This window comes from Edwardsiella piscicida (genome assembly GCF_001896205.1).
Lineage (GTDB): Bacteria > Pseudomonadota > Gammaproteobacteria > Enterobacterales > Enterobacteriaceae > Edwardsiella > Edwardsiella piscicida.
Map to the genome: position 1 here is coordinate 2,026,033 of NZ_MPNU01000001.1, position 22,232 is coordinate 2,048,264.

Consider the following 22,232-nt stretch of genomic DNA (forward strand, 5'->3'; position numbering starts at 1 on the left):
CATAAATCCTGTCCATAGTGTGTGCTCCGCGGGCTCACCGGCCCACCCCTGCCATACGCCGCGTCCGAGTATTGGCGACCGGCCGATGCGACGCGCCGGTCATGCGGCATCGCCCCGCAGCGCGGTAGCCATGCCTGAATTCAACCGGTTACTCCTCACGCTATCACAAAACAGCAGGCGGTGAAATTTTCTACGCCGCGCGCCGCCGCCGATAAAGATCTGCATGCAGGCGCTGGGTTTTCCCTCTATCCTGAGTCATCATAGGCGCGGCGCACGCCGCCGCGCACAATTGAGATGGAGACTATGGATAAGCCACTACCGAAGTATGATTTGGCCCGGATTATTTTTGGGTCGCTGTTTATTGCCCTGCTGATCATTTCCTGTCTGTGGGTGGTTCAGCCGTTTATTCTGGGCTTTACCTGGGCCAGCATGGTGGTGATCGCGACCTGGCCGGTGCTGATTTGGCTGCAAAATCACCTGTGGGGCAAACGCTGGATAGCGGTCGTGCTGATGACTCTGCTGCTGCTGCTGCTGTTTGTGCTGCCCATCGGCATGGTGATTACCAGCCTGATCGGCAACGCAGGCCCGATCCTGGACTGGGCAGCCAACGCCCGTAGCTGGCAAATGCCGCAGATGGAGTGGCTGCAGACGCTGCCGCTGATCGGCGCCAAACTGTATGCCAGCTGGCAGGGGCTGATGAACGAAGGGGTTCTGGTCACCAAGATCCAGCCCTATATCGGCCAGGGGATCACCTGGTTTATTACCCAGGCGGCCCACGTCGGCGGCTTCTTCCTGCACTGCTCTCTGATGCTATTGTTCAGCGCCCTGCTGTATAGCCGGGGTGAGGACGTCGCCTTTGGCATCCGTCGCTTCGCTATCCGCCTGGCCGCCGACCGCGGCGATGCGGCGGTGATCTTGGGCGGTCAGGCCATTCGCGCCGTCGCGCTGGGCGTCGTCGTCACCGCGCTGGCCCAGTCGGTACTGGCGGGTATCGGGCTGGCGATCAGCGGTATCCACTATGCCGTCCTGTTGACGGTGGTGATGTTTATCTGCTGCCTGGCCCAGCTGGGCCCGCTGCTGGTGCTGATCCCGGCCGTCGCCTGGCTGTACTGGAGCGGCGATAACACCTGGGCAACGGTGCTGCTGGTGTGGAGCGGCGTGGTCGGCACCATGGATAACATACTGCGTCCGGCGCTGATCCGCCTGGGCGCCGATCTGCCGATGCTGCTGGTGCTCTCCGGCGTTATCGGCGGTCTGCTGGCCTTTGGCATGATCGGCCTGTTTATCGGCCCCGTCGTGCTGGCGGTCTCTTATCGTCTGGTCTCCGTCTGGATCAGCGAGGCGCCGGCGCCGCTGAGAGATGCCCGGCAGGTCAGCGAAGAGCTAGATAAGCTGCAGTAAGATAATGGGCGGCGCCTGCTTCGGGAGACGTCGCCTAAAATGCGGTAACTCCTCTACGCTCGCACGATTAAAATAGCCGACATGAACGCCATCGGGTATTTATTCAACAGCCTGCGGCTTTATTTAAGTAATGAAACTAAAATCGCTGTACATATTCCTTTCCTCTCGCTGCCCGGTGAAAGTTCTGTATTCTCCATTTTTTATAGATTAGCTATCGTCATAGTAATAAATTAGATATATAATCCAGCCCTGTAATGTCTTCAGCGCGGTGTCAAGAAGAATCACTCCCAAAACCGTCTGATCCCCCGGATCCAGAAATGTGCATCGGTGCCAGCGCGGGCCTGCGGATTTCTCCCCCTATTGCTGTGTGTAGTCTTTGCCCATCGCCTTGATGGGCTTTTTTTTATCCGCCATGTTTCAAATGGTAACCGGCCATTTATTTTTATCGCGCTGAGCAAAAATAAAAACGGTAGAAAAAACGGCCGCATCGCAGCGACCGTTTTAGCGGGTTAGCAAAATAACGCTTATTTTTCTGCCAGATTAATCCAGGTCTGCACCACCGTATCCGGATTCAGCGACAGGCTGTCAATTCCCTGCTCCATTAACCAGCGGGCAAAGTCCTCATGATCCGAGGGGCCCTGACCGCAGATCCCTACGTATTTCCCCTGCGCCTTGGCGCTACGGATAGCCATCGACAGCAGCGCCTTCACCGCCGCGTTGCGCTCGTCAAACAGCGCAGAGACCACCCCGGAGTCGCGATCCAGCCCCAGGGTAAGCTGCGTCATATCGTTAGAGCCGATGGAGAAACCGTCGAAATGGGCCAGGAAGTCGTCGGCCAGCAGCGCATTGGAGGGGATCTCGCACATCATGATCACCTTCAGGCCGTTTTCACCGCGGCGCAGCCCCTCTTTCGCCAGCTGAGAGACCACCGCCTGCGCCTGCTCCACCGTGCGCACAAAGGGAATCATCACCTCGACGTTGGTCAGCCCCATCGTATTGCGCACCCGCTTAATGGCGTCACACTCCAGGGCGAAGCAGGGGGCAAAGCTCTCCGCCACATAGCGACCGGCACCGCGGAACCCCAGCATCGGGTTCTCCTCATGGGGTTCATAGCGCTCACCGCCGATCAGGTTGGCATATTCATTGGACTTAAAGTCTGACAGGCGGACGATCACCCGCTTGGGCCAGAATGCCGCTGCCAGCGTCGCGATGCCCTCGGTCAGACGGCTAACGTAGAATTCCACCGGATCGTCAAACCCCTGCATCATCTGACGGATCTCTGCCTGCACCGCCGCATCCTGACGATCGAACTCCAGCGCCGCGCGCGGATGCACGCCGATCATCCGGTTAATGATAAATTCCAGCCGCGCCAGCCCCACGCCGTCGTTGGGCAGACGGGCGAAGTCAAAGGCGCGATCCGGATTGCCGACGTTCATCATGATCTTCAGGGGAAGCGCCGGCATCTGCTCGACCTGCGAACTCTGCACGCTGAAGTCGATCTGCCCGCGGTAAACGTAGCCGGTATCCCCTTCGGCGCAGGAGACCGTCACCGCCGTCCCCGGCCGCAGGCGCTCGGTGGCATCGCCGCAGCCGACGACCGCCGGGATCCCCAGCTCGCGCGCGATGATCGCCGCATGGCAGGTGCGCCCGCCGCGGTTGGTTACTATCGCCGCGGCCCGCTTCATGATCGGCTCCCAGTCCGGGTCGGTCATGTCCGTCACCAGCACATCGCCCGCCTGGATCAGGTGCATCTCGCTGATGCTGGTGATCACCTTCACCGGCCCGGCGCCGATACGATGGCCGATGGCGCGCCCCTCCACCAGCACTTCGCCGCGCTGGCTCAGGTGGTAGCGCTCCATCACCTGCTCGTTGGCCCGCACGGTCTCCGGACGAGCCTGAACGATGTACAGCGTGCCGCTGTGTCCATCCTTGGCCCATTCGATGTCCATCGGACGGCCATAGTGCTGCTCGATCAGCAGCGCCTGGCGCGCCAGCTGCTGGATCTCCTCGTCGCTCAGGCTAAAGCGCCCGCTCTGCGCCGCGGGGACATCCTCAATGCGCACCTGCTTTCCGTGCTCCTGGCTGTCGGCATACACCATGCGGATCTTCTTCGACCCCAGCGTACGGCGCACGATAGCCGGCCGCCCCGCCTGCAGGGTCGGCTTATGCACGTAAAACTCATCGGGGTTTACCGCCCCCTGCACCACCATTTCGCCCAGCCCATAGGCCGAGGTGATAAAGACCACCTGATCGAACCCCGACTCGGTATCCAGGGTAAACATCACCCCAGAGGCCGCCAGATCGGAGCGCACCATCAGTTGGACCCCGGCAGAGAGCGCTACGCCGCGGTGGTCATAGCCCTGATGCACTCGGTAGGAAATGGCGCGATCGTTAAACAGCGAGGCGAAGACATGCTTCACCGCCGTCATCACCGCATCGATGCCCTGTACGTTGAGAAAGGTCTCCTGCTGCCCGGCAAACGAGGCATCGGGCATATCCTCCGCCGTCGCCGAGGAGCGCACGGCGAAGGAGGCGTTGGCGTTGTCCGCGGCCAAGGTGGCATAGGCGCTGCGGATCTCCGCCTCCAGCGCCGCCGGGAACGGGGTTTCGATCACCCAGCGGCGAATCTGCGCTCCCGCCCGCGCCAGTGCGTCGACGTCATCGATGTTCGTCTGATCCAACAGCGCATAGATCCGCTGGTTGACGCCGCTCTGATCCAGAAAATCATTAAACGCCTGCGCCGTGGTGGCAAAGCCATTCGGCACCGACACGCCCAGCTCAGACAGGTTGGTTATCATCTCGCCCAGAGAGGCATTTTTACCGCCGACCCGCTCGACATCGTGCATCCCGAGCTGGTTGTACCACACCACATTCTGTAATTGCGCGCCATTACTAGACATCGAAGCAATCCTTTTATTTCAAAGCATGGGTTTCGGAGACAATACACCGCCAACGCGGCATAATTAGCCTAACACAATGTCGACACAGGCCAAGACAGGTGAATCGTTACACCTAGCGTAGAATTTACCTTTCATGGAAAAAACGCACTTTTTTACTGAGTGGTGCTGAAGCTCGTCAGCCATTATTGGCCGCATCGCGCCCATGCTGAAGCGCGCCGCGCGCGATCGTCAGCGTATTGGCCAGCAGCGTGGGACGCTTCGGCGGCAGAGTAGCTACAGCATATTGAAAGCAAAGACTTTCCTGACCACTCTTCAATTAACTGTAGTCTTAAAAATACATTCGTGCTATTTATCAGCCGGGCAGCGACGCACCGCGGTCGCGGTGGTCCTGCCCCCATCAACAGGAGGAGAGCATGAAGAGAAGCGTGTTCTATATTTCCGACGGAACGGCCATTACCGCAGAGGTGCTAGGGCACGCCGTGCTGTCGCAGTTTGCGCTGGACGCCACCAGCTATACCCTGCCCTTTGTCGAAACCGAAGAGCGAGCGGAGACCGTACGGCAGCAAATCAACGCCATCTATCAGCACAGCGGCGATCGCCCGCTGGTGTTTTACTCTATCGTCTCGCCGCGCATCCGCACGATTATCGAAAGCAGCGAGGGTTTCTGCCAGGACATCGTCCGCGCGCTGGTGTCGCCGCTGCAGGCGGAGCTGGGTATCCAGCCGGTGCACGTCGCCAACCTGACCCATGGCCTGACGGCCCATAATCTGAACCGCTACGATGCGCGTATCGCCGCGGTTGACTACACTCTGGCCCACGACGACGGTATCTCGCTGCGCAACCTGGAGCGCGCCCAGGTTATTCTGCTGGGGGTCTCACGCTGCGGTAAAACCCCCACCAGCCTGTATCTGGCGATGCAGTTTGGTATCTTTGCGGCCAATTATCCGTTCACCGCCGACGACATGGACAACCTGCAGCTCCCCCCCGCGCTGCGCGAACACCAGGACAAGCTGTTTGGCCTGACCATCAACCCCGAGCGACTGGCGGCGATCCGCGAGGGACGCCGGGAAAACAGCCGCTACGCATCCCTGCGCCAGTGCCGTCTGGAGCTGGGTGAGGTCGAAGCGCTCTACCGTAAACACCAGATCCGCTACCTCAACACCACCAACCACTCCGTCGAAGAGATCGCCGCCAAAATCATCGATACCCTGGGGCTCAATCGCCGCATGTATTGAGATGGCGCCTGCCCCTGTCGCCGCATCCCTGCGCCGCGGGGCGGGCAAAAAAGGCGCTTATTGTGCGACCTGACGCATGTACTAGTAAGAAAGTACATCAACTGCTCACAAAAGCAGCGACGCTCTATTGATTTGTCCGGTAATTGCTTTATCGTGATCCCCATCACTTCCCGGTACTCCTGCCGTTGAGAAGACCAGCTTTAGAGATAGCCATGCACAAAACCGATGAACTGCGTACTGCGCGCATCGATACATTGATTTCGCCCGCAGAACTGGCGCAGCAACTGCCTATCGATCCGTCGGTGGCAGAGCACGTGACAACGTCACGAAAACGAATTGAACGCATCCTTCAGGGCGATGATCCCCGCCTGTTGGTCATCATTGGTCCCTGCTCCATCCACGATACGGCGGCGGCGCTGGATTACGCCCAGCGCCTGGCCCCCCTGTGCCAGCGCTATCGGGATCGTCTGGAGATCGTGATGCGCACCTATTTTGAAAAGCCGCGCACCGTTATCGGCTGGAAAGGGCTGATCTCCGACCCGGATCTGAACGGCGCCTGCCGCGTCAACCACGGCATCCGCCTGGCCCGAGAGCTGCTGCTGCGGGTCAATCAGCTAGGGGTGCCGACCGCAACAGAATTTTTAGATATGGTGACCGGGCAATATATTGCCGATCTGATCAGCTGGGGCGCCATCGGCGCGCGTACCACGGAGAGCCAGATCCACCGCGAGATGGCCTCGGCGCTCTCCTGTCCGGTCGGTTTTAAAAACGGCACCGACGGCAGCACCCGCATCGCCATCGACGCCATCCGCGCCGCCCGCGCCAGCCATATGTTCCTGTCGCCGGATAAAGATGGCCGGATGACCATTTACCAGACCAGCGGCAACCCGTTTGGCCATATCATCATGCGCGGCGGCAAGGTGCCCAACTACCACCCGGCCGACGTGGAGCAGACCTGCCAACAGCTGCGCCAGTACGACCTGCCGCCCTACCTGATCGTCGACGCCAGCCACGGCAACAGCCAAAAGCAGCACCGCAGGCAGCTTAACGTCGCCGAGGCGGTCGCCAGCCAGATCCGCGCCGGCTCCCGCAATATTGTCGGGATCATGGCGGAGAGCTTCATCGCCGAGGGGGCACAGAAAAATCTGCCCGGACAGGCGCTGATCTACGGGCAATCGATCACCGACCCCTGCCTGGGCTGGGAGGACAGCGAACGGCTACTCGCACAGCTGGCCGATGCGGTCGGCAGCCGCCTCTGACCCCGATCGGGACGCACGCCCGCGGCGTCCCGACATCCCCTTATCCCCGCATTTTATCTTTTTGTGCCCTTTCGCTTGATCCAGATCATGAACAATTCGCATTACCGTTGATCGAATGATAACTATTATCATTCAATGCCGCGCAGATCAGGTATTAACGGAGAGTTACCATGACGCTGGACATTACCCCCTATCTGGCCGCGGCCGAGGGCATTCCCTTCCCCGAACGCTGGGCCACCATGCCCTGGCGCCATCAGCAGCCTCTGCCCGCCGACGCCCTGGCGCAGGGCTGGCAGCACCTATGCCAACGCACCCTGCCGCCCAATAAGCGCCTGGTCTATGTGCATATCCCCTTTTGCGCCACCCACTGTACCTTCTGTGGTTTTTATCAAAACCGTTTCAGCGAGCAGGCCGTTGCTCGCTACTGCGACTACCTGCAGCGCGAAATCGCCCTGGAGAGCGCCCTGCCGCTGCAGCAGTCGGCGCCCATCCACGCCATCTATCTGGGCGGCGGAACCCCCAGCGCCCTGAGCGCTGAACAGCTGTATCGCCTGATTACTCAGCTGCGCAGCGCGCTGCCGCTGGCCGCCGACGGCGAAATCACCGTCGAAGGACGCGTGCTGAACTTTGACGATGCGCGCATCGACGCCTGTCTGGCGGCCGGCGCCAACCGTTTCTCCATCGGCATTCAGACCTTTGATACCCGTCTACGCCAGCGTATGGGGCGGCGGGCCGATCGCGATCGGGCCATCGCCTTTCTGCGGGCGCTGGCCGAGCGCGACCGGGCGGCGGTGATCTGCGATCTGATGTTTGGCCTACCGGGGCAGACCGCGCGGGAGTGGCAAAACGATCTGGACATCGTCAAGGATTTGCCGCTGGACGGCGTCGATCTCTACGCGCTCAATCTGCTGCCCTCGACGCCGCTGGCCAAGGCCGTCGCCAACGCCCGTACCCGCGTCGCTGACGCCGCAGAACGCCAGTCATTCTACCTGCATGCGCTCGATGAGCTGGATAAGCGGGGCTGGCGCCAGCTCAGCAACAGCCACTGGGCACGCACCACCCGCGAGCGCAATCTGTATAACCTGCTGATCAAGCAGGGGGCAGACTGTCTGGCCTTCGGCAGCGGTGCCGGCGGCCACTTGGATGGCCAGTCCTATATGCTGCAGCGCTCCCTGGAGGCCTACTATCAACGGCTGGACGCCGCGGAAAAGCCGCTGATGATGCTGAGCGCGCCCGCGCCGCAGCACCGCTGGCGCCTGGCGCTGCAGGGCGGTATCGAAACCGGGCGGCTGGATCTCGCCACCCTGCTCGACGATCCTACGCCGCTGCTGCCGCTGCTGCTGCAGTGGCAATCCTGCGATTTGCTACGCCTGCGGGATCACTGCCTCACGCTGACGCCGCGCGGGCGTTTTTGGGCCAGCAATCTGCTGCAGGCCCTGCAGCAGCTGTTGGCTCAGCTGTTGACCCCCTTGCAGGCAACCCCCCTTAGCGCTGGTGCACACGCCGCGCACGCCCCCCATCACACACACTCGGAGAGACACCATGCATCCTGAACATCAGCCACGCATTGCCGAACTGGACGCCTTTCTATCCACGGCGCCGACGGATACCGTTGAAGCGATCGCCCAGCGCTTCGCGCTCTCGGCGCTGGACGTTCTGCGCCACCTGCCGCAGGTCACCCTGTGCGACGGCGACGCCTTTGATCGGGTTTGGCAAACCCTGACCGGCTGGGGCGATGTCACCACGCTTATCAACAACCCCGATTTAATTCTGGAGTTTCATGGCCCGCTGCCCGGCGGCGCCCACCGACACGGCTTTTTCAACCTGCGCGGCAAAGGCGGCCTGAGCGGCCACATCCGGGCTCAGCGCTGCCGACACATTGCACTGGTGGAGCGTCCCTTCATGGGGATGGAGACTGCCAGCGTGTGGTTTATCAACCCTGAAGGACAGGCCATGCTGAAAGTGTTCGTCGGCCGGGATGAGCAGCGCCGCCTGCGGGAAGAGCCCCTGGCCGCGTTCCGCGCCCTGGCCCAAACGCTGTCCACCGCAGGCGCGCACGCATGACGCCGTGGATCCTGTTTGGCGCCGGACAGGGCGCCGGCCTGGCGCTGGCCCAGCGGGCGGCAGGCCATCGCCCGCTGTATGCCCTGGTGCGTAAAGAGGCCCAGGCCCAGCGCCTGCGCGACCTCGGCGTCCAGGTCACGCTGGGCGATGCCTGCGATACACAGGCGCTGCAGGCGCTATATCGCCAGGCGGGGGCGCACAGCGCGATCCTCTCCACCCTGGGCGGCGGCGGTCATGACTATCTCGCCCACCGGGCCATTATCGATTGCGCCGTTGAGCAGGGGATCGCCCGGATGCTGTTAGTGACATCGCTGGGCTGCGGGGAGAGCTGGCCATTGCTGTCGCCGCGCGCCCGCGCTGCCTTCGGCCACGCGGTGCGGGAAAAGAGCCTGGCGGAGTGCTGGCTGCAGAGCAGCGGTATGGACTTTTGCATTCTGCGCCCCGGCGGGTTGCTGGATGGCGAAGCCAGCGGGCAAGCCACGCTGCACCGGACGCCGCGCCACGGTCTGGTGCGCCGCGCCGATCTGGCGCAGTGGATGTACCGCCTGATGGAAATGCCGCAGGCCTGGGGACAGATCCACACGCTGGTAGACCGCCATCTGACGCCGCCCGAGCGCCCCGTGCGCTAAAAACTGCTTGCCGTCGCCGGCGGCTTATACGATAATGATTATCATTAAGATGAAGAGCGGAATTTTATCCTACGTACTCACTATGGAAAAAGCGACCCCCGATTCACCACGTACCAGACTGACGCAAGAGCGTACTGCGCCGCCGGGCAGTACCATCGCCAGTCACACCCTGCTCGGTCAGGAAGGCCGGGTGACAATTACCCACCAGGGAGAGCACTACCAGCTACGCCAGACCCGATCGGGCAAACTGATCCTGACCAAATAGATACCATAACGCCCTAATACCGTTTTGCCAGCCACCCAGTCCGCCGCATACCCGCGGTGCGGCAAGGCAGCCAGCAGTCCCAATGCCATACTACATTTGGAGTGTTGAGCCATGCCTACGCTTTTTAGCCCTGCCCTACGTCCGCTTACCCTGGCCATCGGCGCCATCGTGTTGACCCCCTCCCTGCTGCAGGCCGCGGAGAGCGGCGACCGCGTGACCGTTATCGCCACCGGGAACCAGCGCGACAGCTTCAGCGCCCCGATGATGGTCACCGTCATCGACCAGCAGGATCCGGTGGCCGCCAGCGCGGCATCCGCGCCGGAAATGCTGCGTAATGTCCCGGGGCTCAGCCTGAGCGGCGTCGGCCGCAGCAATGGCCAGGACATCACGCTGCGCGGCTACGATAACCGCGGCGTTCTGGTCCTGGTCGATGGCGTACGCCAGGGAACCGACACCGGTCACCTGAACGGAACATTTCTCGATCCGGCGCTGATCAAGCGAGTCGAGGTGGTACGCGGCCCCGGCGCCCTGCTGTATGGCAACGGCGCGCTGGGCGGCGTGATCGCCTACCAGACCGTCGATGCCGCCGACCTGCTGCTGGCGGGGAAAAACAGCGGCTACCGCGTATTTGCCAGCGGCGGCACCCAAGATCACAGCCTGGGCCTGGGCGCCAGCGCCTATGCCCGCAGCGATACGCTGGATGGCCTGATCTCCTTTAGCACCCGCCAGCGCGGCGATCTGCGTCTTGGCGAGGGGGAAAGCGCCGCCAACCGCGAAACCATCGGCAACCTGTTGGCCAAAGGCACTTGGCTCATCGACGATGCTCAATCGCTGCGCGCCAGCCTTCGCTATTACGACAACGCCGCCCGTGAGCCCAAAAATCCGCAGGATATCCAGGCCAGCGCCAACAACGTCATGACCCGCCGCGATACTCTCCAACGCGATCTGCAGCTGGAGTACCGCCTCAAACCGAGGGAGAATACCTGGCTGGATGCCAGCCTGCGGCCTTACTACTCCGATGTCCGGATTACCGCCAACCCGCAGGGAGAAAGCGCCGAAAGCCGAACCCAGCGCACCCTGGGACTTCGGCTGGAAAACCGCAGTCGCCTATGGCACGACGGCCCCGCCGCCCATCTGGTGACCTACGGCAGCGAAGCCTACGGCCAAAGCCAGCGCCCGGGCGGCGGCGCCAGCGCCTATCCCCAGGCGGACATCCGCTTTGCCTCGGGCTGGCTGCAGGATGAGATAACCCTGCGCGATCTGCCCGTTAGCCTGGTGGCTGGCACCCGCTACGATAACTACCGAGCCCACAACGACAGCTATGGCGATATCAACGCGGACAAATGGTCGTCCCGGGCGGCCGTTACCGTGACCCCGGCCGACTGGCTGATGCTGTTTACCAGCTACGCCCAGGCCTTCCGGGCACCGACCATCGGAGAGATCTACAACGATGCCCGCCACTTTTCCATCGGGCCCTTTGTCAACTACTGGCGCCCCAACCCCAACCTGCGCCCGGAGAGCAACACCACCCAAGAGGCCGGCTTTGGGTTACGCTTCGACGATCTGCTGGCCGAGGGCGACAGCCTGCAGTTCAAGTCCAGCTACTTCGGCACCCGTGCCAAGAACTATATCGACACGCAGGTGGTCAACGACTTTGCCAAGCGCCAGTTCTATACCACCTCGATCAACGTTGACGATGTCAAACTGTGGGGCTGGGACGTCGCGCTGAACTACCGCAGCGATCGGTTTAGCTGGGAATCGGCCTATAACCGCACCCGCGGCAAAAACAGCCAAAGCGGCGACTGGATTGCCAACGGAACGCCGGACACCCTCAGCAACCGGCTGGATATTCCGCTGGCCCACAGCGGCTTCTCCGTCGGCTGGGTCGGCACCTTTGCCGCCGCCTTCCACACCAACGACAGCCGGACACAGCCGCAGGCCGGCTATGGCGTCAATGACTTCTATGTCAGCTACCGCACCCCGGCCCTGGGCAATCAGTTCAGCGCCACCACCGTCCTGAGCAATGCGTTTGACAAGACCTACTACGCGCCGAACGGCGCGCTGCAGGATGGCCGCGGCGCCCGTCTGCTGCTCAGCTACCAGTGGTAACGCTATTTTTACCCCGGGGCGTTAGCGCGCCCCGTTTTCACCTGCACAATAAAAAAGGATCTTTGCATGAGCCATGACCTGTATACCCGCTACCTGAACGCCCGCCAAGCGCACCCGCGCGCCTATGCCCGCGATCTGGCGCAGATATTAGGCGTCAGCGAGGGCGAGTTGACCCGGGCCCGCGTCGGCCACGACGCAGTCCGCCTGCACGTTGACGCCGCGGCCCTGCTGACGGCCTGCGCCGCGCTGAGCGAGGTTAACGCCATCACCCGCAACGAGTATGCCGTACATGAGCATCTGGGGCGCTATGACAACGCGCACCTGAGCGGCCACAGCGGGCTTATTCTCAATCCGCGGGCGCTGGATCTGCGTCTGTTTTTACAGCACTGGCACGCCGCCTTCGCCCTGCGTGAGCAGAGCGCGCGCGGCGAGCGCTTTAGCCTGCAGTGCTTTGACTCACAGGGCGACGCCGTACATAAAATCTACGCCACTCAGGCGAGCGATATGGCGGCCTGGCACGCGCTGGTTTCCCGCTTCACCGGCGACGAGAATCCGGCCTTCCCCGGGCTCTCCGCGCGCCCTCCTGTCGCCGCGCCGGCGCTGGACGCCGCCGCGCTGGAGCGCGAGTGGCGCGCCATGACCGATGTACACCAGTTTTTCCCGCTGCTGCAGCGCCATGGCGTCAGCCGCCAGCAGGCCTTTGCCGCCGTCGCCGATGATCTCGCCTACCGGGTAGACAACGCCGCGCTGCAGCAGATCCTGACCCAGGCGCAGCGGTGCCAGAATGAGATCATGATCTTCGTCGGTAACCGTGGCTGCGTACAGATCTTCACCGGTGAAATCGCCAAGCTGACCCCGCAGGATCAATGGCTCAACGTCTTTAATCCGCGCTTTACCCTGCACCTGTTCGCCCCGGCTATCGCGGAGAGCTGGATCACCCGTAAACCGACCCGCGATGGGATGGTCAGCAGCCTGGAGCTGTTCGCCGCCGACGGCACCCAGATAGCCCAGCTGTTCGGGCAGCGTACCGAAGGAGAGGCGGAGCAGACACAGTGGCGCGAGCAGCTGGCGGCCCTGACCCCGCAGGTGAAGGAGCCGGCATAATGACCAGAATCACCTCGGCAATACTGCTGCTGGCGCTGTGCAGCGTCGACGCCCGGGCCGGTGAGCGGCTTATCACCCTCGGCGGTGACGTGACGGAGATCGTGTTTGCCCTGGGGGCGGGCGACCAGGTCGTCGCCCGGGACAGCACCAGCACCCAGCCTGCCGCCGCCGCCGCACTGCCTGACGTCGGCTATATGCGCCAACTCAACGCAGAGGGTATCCTCGCCCTGAAACCGACCCGGGTGCTCGCCAGCGATCAGGCCCAGCCGGCCATCGCGCTGTCACAGATAAGCGAGGTGGGCGTCACCGTGGTACCGGTGACCAGCGTCAACCGCCTGGACGCCGTCGGCGACAAAATCCACCGGCTGGCCAGCGCGCTGGGGCGCGAGGCGCAGGGACAAGCGCTGATCGAGGACTACCGGCGGCGCCTGGCCGCCATTCCGCGATCGCCCCTCAATACCCGGGTGCTGTTTATCCTTAGCCACAGCGGCATGACGCCGATGGCCGCCGGCGGCCAGACCGCCGCTGACGCCATAATTCGCGCCGCCGGGGGCCAGAACGCCATGCAGGGCTTTAACCGCTACCGGCCGCTCTCCCAGGAGGGGGGCATCGCCGCCCAGCCGGATCTGATCCTGATCAGCCGCGATGGCGCCAAGGCGCTGGGGGGCCCCGCGCGGGTATGGGCGCTGCCTGGAATGGCGCAAACGCCGGCGGCGCGCGAAAAGCGGGTTCTGGTGCTGGATGACATGGCGCTGCTGGGCTTTACCCTCGGCACACCGGATGCGCTGGCCGCCCTGCGTAGCGCGGCCGAGCAGGCGCAGCGACCATGATCCGTCGCTCACCGCGCCTGACGCTGGGGCTGCTGCTGGGTCTATTGATGTTGACCACCCTGGTCGCCGCTCACCTGGGCGCACTGCGCCTGTCGCCCGTCGCGCTGCTGCGCGACGGCGATCCCCTTCAGTGGCAGATCTGGCTCAACATCCGCCTGCCGCGGGTGCTGCTGGCGGTGGTTATCGGCATTGCGCTGGCCGTCTCCGGCACCGTTATGCAGGGGCTGTTCCGCAACCCGCTGGCCGATCCCGCCCTGCTGGGGATCAGCAGCGGCGCGGCGCTGTGCGTGGCGCTGACCATCGTGCTCCCGCTGGCGCTCTCGCCGCTGCTGGCGCTGTATGCCCAAATGCTGGCGGCGTTTGGCGGCAGCCTGGCCATTTCGCTGCTGATTTATCTATTAAGCCGCGGCGCATCGGTGACACTGTCACGATTGCTGCTCGCCGGGATCGCCATTAACGCCCTCTGCTTTGCCCTGGTCGGGGTACTAAGCTACCTGAGCGACGATCAGCAGCTGCGTCAGTTCACCCTGTGGAGCATGGGAACCCTGTCGCGCAGCGAATGGCACACGCTGGGCGCCAGCGCCCTGCTGATCCTGCCGGCCAGCCTGTTCGCGCTCACGCTGGCCCAGCGCCTGAACCTGCTGCAGCTGGGCGATGAAGAGGCCCACTACCTTGGGCTCGACGTGGCGCGCACCAAGCGCCAGCTCTTGCTGCTCAGCGCCGTACTGGTCGGCAGCGCGGTGGCCGTCAGCGGCGTCATCGGCTTTATTGGCCTGGTGGTTCCCCACCTGTTTCGCCTGCGGCTCGGCGCCGATCACCGCTGGCTACTGCCCTGCGCGGCGCTGGGCGGCGCCTGCCTGCTGCTGCTGGCCGATACCCTGGCCCGCACCCTGGCGGCCCCGGCGGAAATGCCGGTCGGCATGCTGACCAGCCTCCTGGGCGGCCCCTATTTTCTCTGGCTGATACTGCGCTACCGGGAGGTAAGTCATGGTCAATAACCCTACGCTGCAGGCCGAGCGACTCACCTACAGCGATCATGGCCGGACGCTGATCCGCCAGGTGTCACTGACCCTACCCTGCGCCGAGCTGGTGGTCATTATCGGCCCCAACGGGGCGGGAAAATCGACCCTGATGCGCCTGCTGGCGGGCTATTTACGCCCAGACAGCGGGCGCTGCACCCTGCTAGGGAAGGATCTGGCCGCGTGGCCTGCGCAGCAGCTGGCGCAGCGACGGGCGGTGATGCGCCAGCACAGCGCGCTGGCCTTTCCCTTTAGCGTACGCGAGGTGATCGCCATGGGGCGCGCGCCCTGCCCCGAGGGACAGCAGCAGGCGCTGCAGGCGGTGATGCAGCAGAGCGGCTGCCTGGCGCTGGCGGATCGCGACTATCGCACGCTCTCCGGCGGCGAGCAGCAGCGGGTACAGCTGGCGCGGGCGCTGGCCCAGCTGTGGCATCCCAACCCCCAGCCGCGCTGGCTGTTTCTCGACGAGCCGACCTCTGCGCTCGATCTGTTTCATCAGCAGCACCTGCTGCGCCTGCTGCACGGGATGACCCGCTGCGAGCCGCTCTCGGTCTGCTGTATCCTGCACGATCTCAATCTGGCTGCCCTGTATGCCGATCGCATCCTGCTATTACACCAGGGGGCGCTGGTCGCCAGCGGAACGCCGGAGCAGGTGCTGGACCCGGCGCTGCTGTCACACTGGTATCGGGCCGATCTGACGGCGGGGCGCCATCCTGAAAGCGGCGATCCCCAGATCCACCTGCGACGCTGAGTCAAGACAACCGTTTCTCCTGTCGGCGGGCGCTGTCCCGCCCTTTTCTCCGCAATAACACATCAGCATGGCTTATCTATAACGGTTTTATATTGGCATCCTATTGGTGTGCCAGTAGACTGTGCGCGAATGGATTTCCCCCCTCCCGTGCGCGGCGCCGTCGTATGGCAGGGGATGATGCGACCCGCCACGGTGTAAGCAGCATGAGCCAATGACAAAGGAGTGAATTGTAGAATGAGTGAAACCAACGCCAACCCAGCCTGGCAGGTAGAGAATATCGGTATCGATCGGGTTCCCGAGCCGGCGTGCCGCAGTACCCCCAGCGAACTGTTCTGGATCTGGTCTGCCGCCAATATCGGTATTTTGGGCGTGGTCTACGGCGCGATCATCGTCAGCTTTGGCCTCTCCTTTGTACAGGCGATACTGGCCGCCCTGCTCGGGGTGATGAGTTTCTGCCTGGTCGGCTACTTCAGCTTTGCCGGTAAACGCGGCCGCACCTCTACCCTGACCCTCTCCCGCGCCATCTTCGGCATCCGCGGTAACATCGCCCCCACCCTGTTCAGCTGGATCAACCTGATGGGCTGGGAGGCGGTCAATATCATCACCGGGACCCTGACCCTGGCCGCGCTGCTGCAGGCCTGCGGCGTGCCGGGCGGACACGGTCTCACCCTGGTGTGCCTGGTGCTGTTTGCCGGCCTGGCCATCGCCGTCAGCCTGCTGGGTCAGACGGCCGTCGCCGCCATCCAACGCTGGTTTACCCGCATCTTCGGCACCATGACCCTGATCGTGGTCGGCTATATCCTGTTTACCACCCCCTGGCAGGCCGTACTGGCGATGCCCTCCGGCAGCTGGCTAACCGCCTTCCTGCCGGCCGTGTCGGTGATCGCCGCCGGCACCGGTATCAGCTGGGCTATCGCCGGCGCCGACTACAGCCGCTATCAGTCCGCCAAGAGCAAAGAGAGCCACATCTTCGCCGCCGTCACCGGTGGCGCCGCGCTGCCCCTGTGCCTGCTGATGCTGGCCGGGATCCTGCTCTCAGCCCGCCTGCCCGATCTGGCCGCGGCAGAAAACCCCATCGCCCTGATAGGCTCAGTGCTGCCGCGCTGGATGTCCATCCCCTATCTGCTGGCCGCCACGGCGGGCATCGTGACCATCGCCGTGCTCAGCCTCTACTCCGCCAGCCTGAACCTGTTGACCATCGGGGTTAAGATCCGCCAGATCTGGGCGGTAACGCTCGATGCCGCCATCGTACTGGGCATCGCCCTGTACATTCTGTTCGTCGCCGGCGACTTTATGGGGCCCTTCGTCTCCTTCCTGCTGTGCTGCGGCGTCTTCCTGGCCGCCTGGGAAGCGATCTTCCTGGTCGATTATGTCTGCCTGCGTCGCCATCAAGGCTACAGCGACAGCCAGCTGTTCGATCTGCGCGGCAGCAACGCCGGCGTACGCGTCGGTCCGCTGCTGTGCTGGCTGCTCGGCGCGCTGTGCGGGCTGATGGTGACCCGCACCGGCTTTATCGACGGCCCGCTGGCCATCGGCGTCTTCGCCGACTCCAGCCTGGGGCTGTTCGTCGCCTTCCTGATCAGCCTGTTTAGCTACGCCCTGCTGGTCGGCATGAGGAAAAAAGCATGACAACGACGCAAACGCCGCGCCCGGTCGCCGTCATCGGCGGCGCCGTCGGCGATCTGATCCTCAACCTGCCGCGTCTGCCGCGGCGGGGAGAGGACGTAGAAGCCGGCGAAGGCGGGCGAACCATCGGCGGCTGTGCCTTCAACGTGGCGCGGGCGCTGTGCCGCCTGGAGATCCCGGTCATCAACGGGATGCCGGTCGGCAACGGCCCCTGGGGCGCGCTGGCGGAGCAGGCCATGACCGCGCTGGCGCTGCCGGTGCTGCTGCGTCACCCGCAGCAGGATAACGGCTGGTGCCTGGCCTGCGTTGAGGCCGACGGAGAGCGCACGTTTATCAGCGTCAGCGGCTGCGAGGCGCAGTGGTCTGCGCCACAGCTGGCGCAGATAGCGCTGCCCGCCGGGGCGCTGGTTTATCTCAGCGGCTATGAGCTGGCGGGAAGCGGGGGTCAGGCGCTGTGCGAATGGATGTATGCCCTGCCGTCCGGCTGCACCCTGCTGCTGGATCCCGGGCCGCGCCTGCCCCATCTGCCAAAGACGCTGTGGCAGCGGCTCCCCGCGGGCAGCATACTGACCCTTAACCGCGATGAGGTGACGCAGCTGTGCGGCGAAGGCGATCCGGTGGTGGCCGCCGCGGCGTTTGCCGTCCAGCGCGGGATCCATCTGATCTGCCGCCTCGACGCCCACGGCGCCTGGCTGTGCGCCAGCGATGGTCGCCAGCGGCACCTGCCCGCCTACCCGATAACGGTAGCCGATACCATTGGCGCCGGGGATGCCCACTGCGGCGGAGTGCTGGCGGGGCTCGCCCTCGGCCTGCCCCTGGAGGAGGCCATCGACCTCGGCAATCAGGTCGCCGCCTGCGTAGTCAGCCAGCCGGGGCCCGACGGCGCACCGACCCGCGCGCAGCTGAAGGCCCGCTTTCCCCTGGCGCGCACGCGCCTATAGCCGACCTTAGGCCAGCTGGCGGCGCAGCCATGCCGCCAGCTGCGGCATCATCATCCCTGTCGCATCCTGCCCCCCCAGAGCCAGCGCCCGCTGGGCTACCGCCTCCCCCTGGTAGGGACAACCCGCCAGCGCGACGGCCAGCGCCTCAAGCGGCGCCGGCGTCAACGCATCGCTAAACAGACGGGCGCGAACGATCGTCCCCCGCGTCACCTCGCAGTGCAGCTCCACGCCGCCCCAGTCAAAGCGCGTCTCCATCACATGGCTGAAGTCGGGCGCCTGACCATAGTTCCACTCCCAGCTGCTCTGGCGCTGAAACTGCTGTGCAAAGCCGGGCAGATCCGGGAGATGCTGCGGCGAAATATGCTGCGGCGCGACCCGCTGCCCGTAATGGGCAAAAAAGGCCTCGCCGATGGCATCGCACAGACGCGCATGATCGATGTCCGCGACCCACTCCGACAGATTGGCGACGCGCGCACGCACCGAGGCAATGCCCTTGGCCTGCAGCTTCTTTACGTCGGGGTTCAGGTAATTGGCCAGGCGGCCCAGATCGGCATTCAGCAGCAGGGTGCCGTGATGAAAACCGCGATCCAGGGTTTCGCGGTAGGCCGAACCGGAAATTTTGCGCCTTCCCTGCGGGGTGTCCAGCTCCAGATCGTTGCGGCCGCTGGCCTGAGCATCAATTCCCAGCGCGGCCAGCGCAGCCAGCGCAGCCAGAATGATGCCCGTGGAGACCTGCTTATCATAGCCGGGCTTACCGGCCATAAAAGTAAAACAGCTGTTGCCCAGATCGTGGAAGACCGCCCCGCCGCCGCTGCTGCGCCGCGCCAGCTTAACGCCGTCCTGCGCCATGCGCCGGGTATTACACTCGCGCCAGGGGTTCTGCGCGCGGCCAATCACCACCGTATCGGCATTGCGCCACAGGAACAAGACCCGCTGCGCGGGATCCATCTGGCGGAAGATGCACTCCTCCACCGCCAGGTTGAACCAGGGATCGTGAGAATCGGAGATAAAAAGCGATAACGGCGTCATAACTATGCCCTTTTACTGAGCCAAAGCCATGATGATAGCACCGCTAACGCGCGGATAAGAGCCCGCCGCTGAGGCTATAGGCGCCGGGCCTGCCAGTAGACATTACGCCAGTAGACGTTGCCCAGCGACGAGCGCGTTACCCCCTGCGAGGTCGACGCGTGGATGAATGTGTCATTGGTATCATAGATGCCGACGTGCAGCCCGCTGTCACCGCGCCCGGTGCGGAAAAACACCAGATCGCCGGGCAACAGATCGTCCCGCGAGACCCGGGTTCCCAGCGCAGTTTGCTCCTGCGTCGTCCGCGGCAGCTGAATGGCAAAGCGATCGCGGAAGGTGCGGTACACAAAGCCGGAGCAGTCGACACCGCTGCGCTCCATCCCGCCGTAGCGGTACGGCGCACCATGCCACTGCTGCAGCTGATCATTGAGCTGCGCGACCACCACTATCGAGTCGGCCAGGCGGCCGGATGGCGGCGGCGCCCGGTGTTTGCTGCTACATCCCGCCAGAATCAGTGCGACGGTACACAATGCGCAATAGCGGTATACGGATGCCAATCGTCTCATCTTCCCTATGCCCCTATCATACCCGGGCTCGCCTTGTAGAGCCGCGCGGGCAACCCCCATGAGTTAGCGTTATTTGCCGCGCGACGTTGCGCACGGCCTCGTCAACACATAACGGCAAAATACGCGTCAAGGTCAAGTTTTTTTAGCCATTTTGATAATAGAGCCAGTCGCGATCGCCGCCGTGAATGCGGCGAAAGGGAACGTCAAACAGCCGGCTCAGCGTCTCCACCTGCATCACCGCCCGCGCGTCTCCCTGCGCTATCATCTGCCCCTGGCTGAGCATCCACACCGTATCGGCGTGGTACAGCGTGTGGTTGAGATCGTGCGCGCTGGCGATCACCGTGATCCCGGCCGCGCACAGCTCACCGAGCAGGCTGTCCAATGCGGCCTGCTGGCGGATATCCAGGCTGCTCATCGGCTCATCCAGCAGCAGCAGGCGCCCTTCCGGGTTTACGGTCGGCCAGATCTGCAGCAGCACCGCCGCCAGTCGCACCCGCTGCCACTCGCCGCCGGACAAATGGCTCAGCGGACGGCTCAGCTTATCGCTGAGGCCTAGGCGCCCACTGAGCGACGCCAGTGCGCCGTCCAGCGCCGCGGCGTCCGCGTGGCGCGGCGCGTGCAGCGCCAGGTAGGCAAACACCGGCATCAGGGCGTTCGGCATCTGCTGCTGCACTAGACAGGCGCGCCGCCGCGCCTGCGCCGTGGGCGACTGCCGCAGCAGCGACTGCCCCGCCAGCCACACCTCGCCCTCTCCGCTCACTAAGCCGGCCAGCCGCAGCAACAGCGAACTTTTCCCCGCGCCGTTGGGGCCAATCACGTGCACCAGCGCCCCGCGGGCGACGCTGGCATCAACAGCGTCCAGCCGCCCCGGCACCGTCAGCCCGGCGATGCGCAGCAGACTACCGCCCATCGATACCTCCCGCCGATCGTCGCAGCAGCATCCAGATAAACAGCGGCGCCCCCAGCGATGAGGTCACCACCCCGATCGGCAACTCGGCAGAAAACAGCGCAATCCGCGCCACGACGTCCGCCAGCAGCAGCATCGCGGCACCCGCCAGCGCGCAGCCCGGCAGTAGCATTCTATGCTGGGTAATGCCCCACAGACGCAGCATATGGGGCACCACCAGGCCGACAAAGCCGATCACGCCGGCCAGCGCGACGCTCACCCCGACCAGCCAGCCGATAGCCAGCACCAGCAGGCTCCGCCAGTGGGTCATTCCCAGCCCCAGTTGACGGGCGGGAAGCTCCCCCAGCGCCATCAGATTGAGAATATCACCGCGCGTGAGCAGCCACAGCAGCACCGGCAGCAGCGCGGCCACCAGCCACCCCTGACGCCAGTCGACGCCGCTGAAGCCGCCCATCAGCCAGTAGAGCAGCTGGCGCAGATCCAGGCTGCTGCTAAAGTAGACCGCCCAGGTCATGGCGGCGCTGCAGGCGATCCCCAGCGCAACGCCGATCAGTAGCAGCCGGGCGTTGTTTACCCGCCCCCGGCGGGCAAACAGCATTAGCAGCAGCGTGATCGTCAGCGCGCCGACGATGGCCAGCGCGCTGAGCAGCCACATCGGCATCAGGCTCTGCCCCAGCAGCACCGCGATCACCAGGGCCACGCCGGCGCCGTTAGAGACCCCCAGCAGCCCCGGTTCGGCCAGGGTATTGTCAAACAGCGCCTGCATCACTGCCCCGCTGACCGCCAGCGCCGCGCCAACCGCCATCACCGCCAGCATCCGCGGCAGACGCAGCTGCCCGACAAACAGCTGCCCGTCGGGGGTGAACCACTGCGTTGGCCACAGCCAGATATCCCCGGCGCTCAGCCCCAGCATCAGCGCCGCCAGCAGCAGCAGCGCCAGCAGTATCAGGCGCCGACGATCGCGCCGCCGCTGACGCTGAAGCAGTCCGCTGAAGGCGGGCGCCGCATCAGGCTGACGCGGCGTCATCATACGGCTCGACGAAGATACCCTGCGCACAGCCGGCCTCATTGAAGAACCAGATGCCCTGGGGATAGTCATCCAGGGCGACCAAATACATGGTGCCTTCGCTGAAGGTCTCCAGCGCCAAAATGCGCCCGATACGACGCGGACCGCCGTCCGTTTTAACACTAACCCGATCGTTTACCTGCATAGTTAATGCCTCACTCTTGCGCCCGCAAAAGCGCTGAACAACACAAGAAAAAGGCCACCCAAGGGCGGCCTTTTGTCCTGTCTGCCTGATTAATCCTTGGGTGTCGCGTTCTCGACCCGGCTCTTTAACTTCTGCCCCGGACGGAATGTCACAACACGGCGCGCCGTAATCGGGATATCTTCCCCGGTTTTCGGGTTGCGCCCCGGCCTCTGGTTCTTGTCGCGCAGATCAAAGTTGCCGAAACCGGACAGCTTGACCTGCTCGCCATTTTCCAGCGCGCGGCGTATCTCTTCGAAAAACAGCTCGACGAGGTCTTTGGCGTCCCGTTTGCTCAGCCCAAGCTTTTCAAACAGGTGTTCAGACATTTCAGCTTTTGTAAGCGCCATAGA

21 protein-coding genes are annotated in these 22,232 nt (G+C 63.8%); 14 read left to right on the plus strand and 7 right to left on the minus strand.

Annotated elements, in window-relative coordinates; all coding sequences use genetic code 11:
• Positions 1-303: 303 nt before the first annotated feature.
• Complete coding sequence (gene ydiK / locus BRD58_RS09325; RefSeq protein WP_073382498.1) at positions 304-1,401, plus strand: AI-2E family transporter YdiK; 1,098 nt, start codon at positions 304-306, stop codon at positions 1,399-1,401.
• A 524-nt stretch (positions 1,402-1,925) separates the two neighbouring features.
• Here the strand turns inward: ydiK and ppsA are convergent.
• Positions 1,926-4,301 (minus strand): phosphoenolpyruvate synthase, encoded by a 2,376-nt coding sequence (gene ppsA / locus BRD58_RS09330; protein WP_015461522.1) that lies wholly within the window; start codon positions 4,299-4,301, stop codon positions 1,926-1,928.
• Positions 4,302-4,714: 413 nt separating this feature from the next.
• On the opposite strand from ppsA, the gene ppsR reads away from it, so the two are divergent.
• The 13 genes from ppsR to BRD58_RS09395 all read left to right on the plus strand — a co-directional run bounded on the left by ppsR (position 4,715) and on the right by BRD58_RS09395 (position 18,133).
• Positions 4,715-5,536: a posphoenolpyruvate synthetase regulatory kinase/phosphorylase PpsR gene (gene ppsR / locus BRD58_RS09335; protein ID WP_015461523.1), complete on the plus strand. Its 822-nt coding sequence runs from the start codon at positions 4,715-4,717 to the stop codon at positions 5,534-5,536.
• A gap of 212 nt (positions 5,537-5,748) precedes the next feature.
• Positions 5,749-6,795, plus strand: a complete 1,047-nt coding sequence (locus BRD58_RS09340) for a 3-deoxy-7-phosphoheptulonate synthase (RefSeq protein ID WP_012848632.1) — start codon at positions 5,749-5,751, stop codon at positions 6,793-6,795.
• 170 nt (positions 6,796-6,965) lie between these two features.
• Positions 6,966-8,348, plus strand: coding sequence for a heme anaerobic degradation radical SAM methyltransferase ChuW/HutW (gene hutW, locus BRD58_RS09345; RefSeq protein WP_073382502.1), 1,383 nt, complete (start codon positions 6,966-6,968; stop codon positions 8,346-8,348).
• Positions 8,338-8,859: a heme utilization cystosolic carrier protein HutX gene (gene hutX, locus BRD58_RS09350; RefSeq protein WP_073382507.1), complete on the plus strand. Its 522-nt coding sequence runs from the start codon at positions 8,338-8,340 to the stop codon at positions 8,857-8,859. The genes hutW and hutX overlap by 11 nt, the downstream gene beginning before the upstream one ends.
• Positions 8,856-9,488 (plus strand): NAD(P)H-binding protein, encoded by a 633-nt coding sequence (locus BRD58_RS09355; protein WP_012848635.1) that lies wholly within the window; start codon positions 8,856-8,858, stop codon positions 9,486-9,488. Before hutX ends, BRD58_RS09355 begins: the two co-directional genes overlap by 4 nt.
• Positions 9,489-9,522: 34 nt before the next feature.
• A complete protein-coding gene (hemP, locus tag BRD58_RS17730) occupies positions 9,523-9,753 on the plus strand; it encodes a hemin uptake protein HemP (RefSeq protein ID WP_034168171.1) in 231 nt (76 codons plus the stop codon).
• Between the two features lie 111 nt (positions 9,754-9,864).
• Positions 9,865-11,862: a TonB-dependent hemoglobin/transferrin/lactoferrin family receptor gene (locus tag BRD58_RS09365; RefSeq protein WP_069578651.1), complete on the plus strand. Its 1,998-nt coding sequence runs from the start codon at positions 9,865-9,867 to the stop codon at positions 11,860-11,862.
• A gap of 66 nt (positions 11,863-11,928) precedes the next feature.
• Complete coding sequence (locus BRD58_RS09370; protein ID WP_069578653.1) at positions 11,929-12,966, plus strand: hemin-degrading factor; 1,038 nt, start codon at positions 11,929-11,931, stop codon at positions 12,964-12,966.
• Positions 12,966-13,796, plus strand: coding sequence for a heme/hemin ABC transporter substrate-binding protein (locus tag BRD58_RS09375; protein ID WP_073382512.1), 831 nt, complete (start codon positions 12,966-12,968; stop codon positions 13,794-13,796). The genes BRD58_RS09370 and BRD58_RS09375 overlap by 1 nt, the downstream gene beginning before the upstream one ends.
• Positions 13,793-14,794, plus strand: coding sequence for a FecCD family ABC transporter permease (locus BRD58_RS09380; RefSeq protein WP_012848640.1), 1,002 nt, complete (start codon positions 13,793-13,795; stop codon positions 14,792-14,794). Before BRD58_RS09375 ends, BRD58_RS09380 begins: the two co-directional genes overlap by 4 nt.
• Positions 14,784-15,566, plus strand: a complete 783-nt coding sequence (locus BRD58_RS09385) for a heme ABC transporter ATP-binding protein (RefSeq protein ID WP_012848641.1) — start codon at positions 14,784-14,786, stop codon at positions 15,564-15,566. The genes BRD58_RS09380 and BRD58_RS09385 overlap by 11 nt, the downstream gene beginning before the upstream one ends.
• A gap of 234 nt (positions 15,567-15,800) precedes the next feature.
• Positions 15,801-17,195, plus strand: a complete 1,395-nt coding sequence (locus BRD58_RS09390) for a purine-cytosine permease family protein (RefSeq protein WP_012848642.1) — start codon at positions 15,801-15,803, stop codon at positions 17,193-17,195.
• Positions 17,192-18,133 carry a PfkB family carbohydrate kinase gene (locus tag BRD58_RS09395; protein WP_012848643.1) on the plus strand — a complete coding sequence of 314 codons (942 nt, stop codon included), beginning with the start codon at positions 17,192-17,194 and terminating at the stop codon, positions 18,131-18,133. Before BRD58_RS09390 ends, BRD58_RS09395 begins: the two co-directional genes overlap by 4 nt.
• A gap of 6 nt (positions 18,134-18,139) precedes the next feature.
• On the opposite strand, the gene BRD58_RS09400 is transcribed toward BRD58_RS09395, so the two are convergent.
• The 6 genes from BRD58_RS09400 to ihfA form a co-directional block, all read right to left on the minus strand.
• Complete coding sequence (locus tag BRD58_RS09400; RefSeq protein ID WP_073382516.1) at positions 18,140-19,162, minus strand: lipoate--protein ligase; 1,023 nt, start codon at positions 19,160-19,162, stop codon at positions 18,140-18,142.
• A gap of 74 nt (positions 19,163-19,236) precedes the next feature.
• The gene (locus tag BRD58_RS09405; RefSeq protein WP_045474762.1) at positions 19,237-19,725 is read right to left on the minus strand and encodes an NlpC/P60 family protein; all 489 of its coding nucleotides are present in this window, start codon (positions 19,723-19,725) and stop codon (positions 19,237-19,239) included.
• Between the two features lie 142 nt (positions 19,726-19,867).
• Complete coding sequence (btuD, locus tag BRD58_RS09410; protein ID WP_012848646.1) at positions 19,868-20,635, minus strand: vitamin B12 ABC transporter ATP-binding protein BtuD; 768 nt, start codon at positions 20,633-20,635, stop codon at positions 19,868-19,870.
• On the minus strand, positions 20,625-21,659 hold the full coding sequence (gene btuC / locus BRD58_RS09415) for a vitamin B12 ABC transporter permease BtuC (protein ID WP_015461532.1): 1,035 nt from the start codon (positions 21,657-21,659) through the stop codon (positions 20,625-20,627). The genes btuD and btuC overlap by 11 nt, the downstream gene beginning before the upstream one ends.
• Complete coding sequence (dsrB, locus tag BRD58_RS09420; protein WP_012848648.1) at positions 21,640-21,843, minus strand: protein DsrB; 204 nt, start codon at positions 21,841-21,843, stop codon at positions 21,640-21,642. Before dsrB ends, btuC begins: the two co-directional genes overlap by 20 nt.
• Positions 21,844-21,932: 89 nt before the next feature.
• A complete protein-coding gene (gene ihfA / locus BRD58_RS09425) occupies positions 21,933-22,229 on the minus strand; it encodes an integration host factor subunit alpha (protein WP_005285818.1) in 297 nt (98 codons plus the stop codon).
• Positions 22,230-22,232 lie beyond the last annotated feature (3 nt).